This window comes from Bacillus sp. 7884-1 (assembly GCF_002272245.1).
GTDB lineage: Bacteria > Bacillota > Bacilli > Bacillales > Cytobacillaceae > Neobacillus.
Map to the genome: position 1 here is coordinate 1 of NZ_NPDD01000155.1, position 8569 is coordinate 8569.

At 41.1% G+C, this 8569-nt stretch carries 1 protein-coding gene; it reads left to right on the forward strand.

Features of this window, described 5'->3' with window-relative positions; genetic code table 11:
- Positions 1 to 7933 (forward strand): S8 family serine peptidase (locus tag CHI06_RS18095; protein ID WP_095250027.1); only part of this gene is annotated, 7933 nt, incomplete at its 5' end.
- Between the last annotated feature and the right edge of the window lie 636 nt (positions 7934 to 8569).

Below are 8569 nucleotides of genomic sequence, written 5' to 3' on the forward strand. Positions count from 1 at the left end.
TAAGCTTACGGGAGCAGATATTGCCCAAAAAATCCATGTAGAACAAAAAGATTTACGCAAATCTAGCAACATTCAGGTCATTGTTCAGTTTAAAACGGATCCAGCTAAAATCCAAATCATTAAAGATTCCCTTGAAAAGGGTGGGGCAACAGCGGATGCGAAAACCTTTGCGTCTGAATTGGTCGCAGCCGAACAAAACGTGAAAGATTCTCACCAAACCTTTCAATCCTTTGTAAATAAGCAGCCGAAAACACAAATCGTCGGCGGAAAACAAGTCGAAACGAAAATCAACATCACACGAACATACACAGCCGCCTTTAATGGAGTAGCGTTATCGCTTCCCGGAAATCAAGTGGCAAAGTTAGCAGAAAACCCTGAAGTCGCTTCCATTTGGCCAGTAGTGGAGTTTACGGCATCGGAGTCAGGAAGCACATCCCAGACATCTGAACCGGGTTCTGTCGGAAAGCCAACGGGTGGTCTGACCTTAATGGGAGTCGATAAACTTCAAGCGGAGGGGCACACGGGAATTATTAAAACAGGTCCTCGCGCGGGTCAAAAAGTAAAAGTCGGTGTATTAGATACGGGAATTGACTATAATCATCCAGACCTTTATAAGGTGACACATGATGAAAATGGGAATCTTTATGAAGGGCATGACTTTGCTAACCCTACGCTGGATTCGCAAGGAAATGTCATTTTAAATGATGACCATGACCCAATGGAAACGATTTATCCGGACTGGGTGAAAGCGAGGGCTAATACAAATCCAAGTCCTGTCGATGTACCGGCTTCATCAGATTACAAACACTATATCACCTCTCACGGAACGCATGTTGCGGGGACGATTGCCGCCAACACAACGAATACTAACGGCGTGTTTTCAGCAAATGGAATGGCACCAGATGTAGCGCTTCATGGATATCGTGTATTAGGCCCAGGCGGATCCGGTTTATCCGAATCCGTATTAAAAGGAATTGACCAAGCCGTAATCGATAAGATGGATGTTATCAATCTTTCTTTAGGGGCAAATCATAACGACCCATTTTACCCAACAAGTATTGCGATTAACAACGCTACTTTAGCGGGTGTGGTATGTTCGATTTCAGCAGGTAACAGCGGTCCAGGCGTCGCAACCGTCGGTTCACCAGGAACGTCGCCACTAGGGATTACGGTTGGGGCAAGTAGTATACCGGAAGAAATCCCTGTGATGACGATTAAAAACGGAGATTCTTCCTACCAAGCTCGTTTATTCGGTAAAAGTTTTGCCGATGCCGATGATGCGCTAAAAGGACAAACCTTACCAATCGTAGATGTTGGTTTAGGTAGTGCAACGGATTTCCAAGAAAAAGATGTAAAAGGGAAGGTCGTACTTGTCCATCGCGGTGGAGAGTTTTTGCAAACGAAAATGGCGAATGCTCATCATGCAGGCGTAAAAGCGATGATCATTTGGGATAATCAAGACGATGCGGAAACACAAGGATATATCCCGAACTTCTTAGGTGTAAAGCAAGATAATGTGTATTCGATTTCCTTGACGCAAGCACAGGGTCAAGCACTATCGAGCGCGATTAAAGCAGATCCAAACACAGCGACTGTTACATTCCCAATGACTCTTGATGCATCAATCAAGAAAGCTGGCGATGAACTAGCAAGCTTCAGTTCAACAGGTCCCGTAAAAGATTGGACCATTAAACCAGATGTGATCGCACCTGGTGTGGATATCATGTCAACGGCTCCTTATGATATTTGGGAACCACAAGACAAGACGGATCACAACTATCAATTTGCGTATCAATCCATGTCAGGTACGTCGATGGCGGCACCTCATGTAGCAGGCGCAATCGCACTTGTACTTGCGGCTCATCCAGATTACACGCCAGCAGACGTGAAAACGGCTTTAATGAATACGGCGAAAGATGTGAATACAGATTCGAAAACGTATAGCGTCTATCAAGTCGGTGCAGGTCGTATTGATCCTGAGAGAGCGATTAAATCGGATGTGAAAGTCCAAGTATTAGACAAAGCAACGACGGTTGAAGCAGTGGATGGATCAAATGTGTTAACACAAATTGATCAAATCACTGGAAGTATGTTCTTTGGTTTTAAAGGTCGTGGTTCCGGTGCGACAAACGGTACAGATGATGTCGTTTCGTCGAAAGACTTCAACCTTGTCAACACGGGGAATAGCAATAAAACCTTTAAGGTGAGCACCCAATTCCTTACAACGAAATTTGCGCAATCGAATAAAGTAGGGCCTGGAACTGGAAATGATGTGAAAGTTGATTTTTCAGTCGGTGGTTCAAACGTCACATCGATTCAAGTAGGCGGAAATAGCACAGCGAAAACAACGGCGACTATCACCGTTCCTTCCAATGCATTAGACGGAACCTACGAAGGCTATATCAATGTTGTCAATGCGGCGGATGCAAGCGAAACGTATCGTATTCCATTTACGATTACGGTAGCAGAAAAAGGAATTGATACGTTTAAAGTCGTCATCAAAGCAGCGCCAGTGGGTAGTCTATCAGCCTATACCTTCACAGTAAATAACGAAATGGAAAACTTCTATATTGCCTTAAAAGACAAAGATGGAAACTATATCGGGATTGCGAACACGTTGGTAAACGGTAGCAACTTTACCCCAGGTGTCCACTACGGTCCTTTGGTAACGCTTTTCAATGGATTTTATCTTCCGTTTACGAAAAGCTATGAAGGATCGTATGACCCGTCCGGAATCTCAAAACAAGTAGCCGTTTTACAAGAAGGTTCTTACTCTCTTGAGATGATTGCGACGGACAAAGAGGGAAAACGATATACAGCAGAAGACACAGTCTATGTTGACGGTACACCGCCAACGATGACGATGGACAATGATTCAAAGCAAGGTATTTATGAAATTGATACGGCAGGGTACATGCCAGGTCAAGAAATTAAAGGGTATTATGGTACGGTCTATGATTCGAACATTGATGTCATGAAAAATAATGGCGAAACGTCCGTTCCAAGTCCGAAAGACGGGGTAACACCAGTCCCTGTTGACCAAGGATTGAACACAGTATTCGGTTACCAAGATAGTATGTATCCAACTGTCATCTTCAATACAGATGAGAAAGGTCGCTTCCATTTTGGTGTCACAGCTGAGGATGTAGCGAACAAATTGGGTAGTCAATTTATTATTAATCCAGTCGACTATTCAGGTGAAGAAGAATATGATACGAAACAACAGACGTATTATTTCATCAAAAAGGGTAATCCATATGTCACGTTAACCTTATCAAATGGGGTAGATGCAGGCCCAGGAAATGAAGATAAAGTGGTTGTCGATGCAAATAAACCATTCAAAACGACGATTGCCACACATTATGGAATCGGCATGACAGGTGGAACTATTACGCTCAATGATGCAAAAGTGTATACATTTAGCAATATCCGACTAACCGATGAATATAAAGATTATCTCATCAGTAAAGGGATGTCCCAAAATGATGTGGACCGTGCTCTAACGGTCAGTCAACCATATGCTCATCCGGTTTATCAAGTCGGTAAAAACATAGATGTAACCATCTCTGGAATTGGTGCAGAAGCTGCGCTAGACCATGATATGAATATTATCGAAGCAGATGTTACGTATGTGAGCCCTGACCCAATTACAGGTCCACATGAATTCCCGTTTTTAAAAGCGAATTTAACCTTGTCAGGTGCGGATACCCAAGTAGCATGGTTCCCAACGAATACACCTTATGTTCGTCAGCACAGCTCTCTACTTCGTGGTCGTCTGGCGGCAGAATCTTTCGCAAAAAACAACATAAACAATAACTATCCTCAATTCACAGTGAATTCAGGAGCGAAGGTAACGGTAACAGACGACAAGGGGAGCAGTTTTACAACGGACAACCCTACATCGTATAATAATACAATAGCCTATGCGTTTATCAACCCTTATTATGCCGTGACGATGGATCTAAGTGATCAACCATATTCGGTTGAAGCAAGTGTTCCAGGACATTTCAAGGGATACGCCAAAACACCTGTCATTGGTGAAAACAAATATGGTTACAATTCAGGTACCGTCAAAGATATTCCAGGTCTTTTCCCGATTCTATTAGGTGGAGATGTCAATGGCGATAACGTCATCGATATGAACGACTTAACGGCTGAAGTGAGTGCCTATACGACTTATAAAGCACAGGTAGGTACGCAAGGGAAAAAAGACTGGTTAAATGTTCCAGCAAACCGAAATTACGATATCTATTGGATTCCGACCGTAAATCCAGGCGGTTGGGGAATCGATTACAATGATTTCTATTTCATCTTCAAAAACTTTGGTAAACAGAATCAAAATGCCATCGATGCGGGAGTAACAGTCGCAGAACCACAGTTGACGCTTACAGCGGACACGACGGTGAATGGTGTGTTATTAAAAGCTGGAGATGGTGTAAAAGAAGTCATGGCGGCTCTTAATTTTGCAGGTCCGGCACAAACAACATTTGAAACAGCGATTCCGAAGTTAGAGGATTTAAAAAATGGTTCAACCATCTCCATCGTTCCAGTTAGTAATGTATTCGTGGATGATACGGTATGGAGAAAGGCGATTACACAAGTCATGCTAGGTTCGACAGATGTAACAAGTAGCGTGACGATCACACCAGCTTATCAGTCTGCTGATCCACTTGGACAAGCGCTGACAATGCCTTCTAAAATTACGTTACCTGGTTCTTTATTCACGGCGGGTGCGAATTACACCGTGACGATTAAGGCGACTGGTTATCAAAATGTCACAAAAACCTTTACGGTGTCAGCGGTACCCATTCCGACTCCTACGATTCCAATGTTAACTGACCCGGCAAACGCGCATATAGGTAAGGATTTAACGTTTACCTTCCCAGAGGATGCAAATTGGCGTCAAGGGATTAACAACATTCAAGTGAAAACGGTGAACTCCGGACTTGTGGACGTTCCGCAACAATATTACGATATCAGCGTACCAGGACAAATTACCTTTAAGGCGGATTTATTTAAGACAGATGCATCTCCTGTTGGTCCTACATCAGTGATCAAGCCTGGTGGAGCCAACTGGTTACCTCAGTTGTATCAGTTTAATATCAGCTCAACGGGTGCAGATCAAACGATTTACCCAACTAAATCCGTTGGTGTGGATTCGATTGGAAGTCCTGGACAAGCAGTTGGATATGGTATTACATTTGATACGCAAGGTGGTGCGCCAGTTAGCCCGTTAGCGGTTGGATTCAACCCAGCAAAAACCAGATTAAATAATAATGCTATATCGAACCAGGCAATCATTGGTGGATTTAAAAACCCTACTACAACGAGACCTGGATATGTCTTCATTGGTTGGTTTAATGATCAAGCAGGTACGAATCAGTGGCAACCATCAATTGATATCAACTCAGACCAAACGGTCTATGCAAAATGGCAAATGAATGCGACTCAAAACTATTCTCTTGTTAACGCAAACGACTCAAATGGGCCGAAATTCGACGGAAGTAATGGAGCAGTAAGCGGAACCGGTTGGGTACTTGGAGAAGGCGATTTAAACGTCACCATCCCAGACTATTTAACCAATATCCCTTGGTTAACAGAAAAGGCGAAAATTTCCAAAATCGAGACCACTTTCTATAAGATGAAGAGTGATGGCTCAACAGACACAAACGCAACGACGTATACGTTAGACCCAAGCACCTATAACTTGGCACCTGGCGCGAACCAAAACGGTATTCTTTCGTTTAAAACTGCTACGCATGATCAAGCTGTTCAAGCGGGACAAACGACATTAGGCGAAAAGTTTGCCTTTAGTGAGATGCCTTCAATAAACAATGTAGGAAATATCAAGGGGTATAAAGTTACATTGACCGCGACAACAGGCGAAACAGTGACGATTCCTGATATTAAACTTGGATACAGACGTCATATTGACCTGAACGGCGGAACATTAAAGAATCCAAATGACTTATTCCTAGCTGATATTCTTTTCAATACAAAAGCGTCAGCGCCAACGATGTCAAGGGTTCCATTGTATGTCACAAAAGGCGATCAAGCACCTGGTCCATACCTCTATTTGGACGCAGCGGGCTCAATCGACAAGAAGTCAACGATTACAGATGCTCCGATTCTTTTAACGGATAATGCCACCTACTATTTAGGTTGGATTAAAATACCACCTACCGTTTCAAAGGATACCGTTGGAAACATTGTAGGTAGCGATATTACGTTACCATTCACAGATGACGGGACATGGAAAACGAACATCAAAGAAGTGAAAATTGGTTCGAAAACATTAGTCTTAAATACGGATTACACGATGACGGATAGCAGCATCATTTTGAACCGTAACCTCTTCGCAATTGGACAAAAGGTCAATGTGACGATTGTTTCGGAAGGGTATCTAGATGTGATTGTGAGCGATCAAGTCATCGGTTATACGGTAACGTTTGAATCCAATGGTGGAGATTCTGTTCCAGCTCAAATCGTAGACAGAAGTGCGACAAAACCAACGGATCCAGTAAAAATTGGGTATAAGTTCTACGGTTGGTATAGTGATCAAGACCTTTCATCACCGTATGATTTTACAAACATTGTCACAAAACCAATCACCCTTTATGCGAAATATGCGTTAGCTGGTTCTGTTGTGACACCAGATACAACCGATAATGCTTTAGGGAACGATATGGTACTTGAGTTCAGTGATAATGACTGGGCAAAAGCCATTAGTAGTATTGCGATAAACGGTATTACGGTAGACAAAACGAAGGTCCATGTCGATACTGTTAACCGTACGATTACACTAGATAAGAGTCTGTTTTCAAGAGTAAGAGATTACACGATTCTGATCAAGGCAACGGAATATTCGAATGTGACACTTGTTCAAAAAGTGGCGAATGGATATAATGTGCATTTCGTAGTTCAAGATAATGCTCCATTTGAAGTAGAGGGCAAAATTGTAGTACGCAGAATCACAGAACCAGTTGTTTATGGTTATGATTTAACTTGGTTCGCAGATGAAGCATGTACTCTTCCTTGGGAATTCACAAACTCGATTTATTCTGCAAAAACAATTTATGGAAAATGGTCACCTACTAAATTCACTGTTATTTTTGATGGTCAAGATGGTGGCTTAGTACAGACTAAGACAGGAGATTATTCTAAAACAATTACGGCTCCAACTACACCAACAAGACCTGGTTACGCATTCCTTGGTTGGTATAAAGATACAGCAGGTAAAACGGCTTGGAATTTTGCGACAGATAAGGTTGAAGCTGATACAAGACTTTACGCAAAATGGGCAACTGGTGTAGAAAACAATGGGCATTACAACAAGGATGTCATCATTACCTTTAATGAAGCAACAGCTAAATTAGATGGCAAAGATTACACAAGCGGTACGGCAGTTACTATCGAGGGTAACCACACATTAGTAGTAACTGACACATCCGGAAACGAAACAACGGTGAAATTTACCATTGATAAAACATCTCCAGTCGTAACTGGTGTAAGCAACAATGGACTTTACAAAAAAGATGTGATCATTACCTTTAATGAAGGAACGGCTACATTAGATGGGGATGATTTTACAAGTGGTAAGACCGTTACTAGCGAAGGAAGTCACACTTTAGTGGTAACCGACGCAGCTGGAAACGCAACAACCGTAAACTTTACGATTGACAAAACAGCTCCAAATGCGCCGACAGTTGATACAGTGACTTCTAAGACTACAGAAGTAACAGGTAGAGCTGAAGCAAACTCTATGATTGTTGTAAAAGAAGGTAAAGATATAATTGGAAGTGGAAAAACTGATCTAGATGGTAAGTTCACTATTTCCATTGAAAAACAAAGAAAAGGCACAAACCTTTACGTAACAGCGAAGGACATAGCTGGCAACATAAGTGCTGCTACAAAAGTCACTGTCAGCAAATAAGAAACAAAAATATCCCTGAAAATTTTCAGGGATATTTTTGTTCAAATGAAAAAGGAGTATGAATCGTCCTCCTTTCAGACTATAGATAAGTTTTTTTGAGTAAAAATTGATGATATTGTTATTCTAAAATAACCTTAAATTATTAAACTTAGAATAATTAAAAAGCTATCCTTTTATATTATTATAGTAATTTGATAACTTTTATCTCTTAAATTCAATACATTTTCGGAACTTTCTTTAAGATTTCAAATATTCCCCCAAATACAAAGCAGCAATCTACTTCGTATATTTAACATAGCTTCCTTTTATTAGTCGACTATATTCGCGAATTTCCGAAAATTCTACAATTTATTATCAATAAACCCAATAATTTGTTTTTTTAGGAAGAAAAACGTCGATTCAAAAAGGTTGTTTTCCCCCAATGTACGATTTATATGAATGCTATTAAAATGAATGTATATTATAGTATTAAGAAAATTATTAATACTTTAATATTATCCAATAGTATGGGCATCTAATAAATTTTTTATAGTTTTATATGTTAAAAGGAGGGTTAAAATGAGTAAGAGTATGAGACAAAAAAAGAGAATGGTTTCCATCTTTGTGTTGATTGCAATGCTTTTAAACTTTGCACTA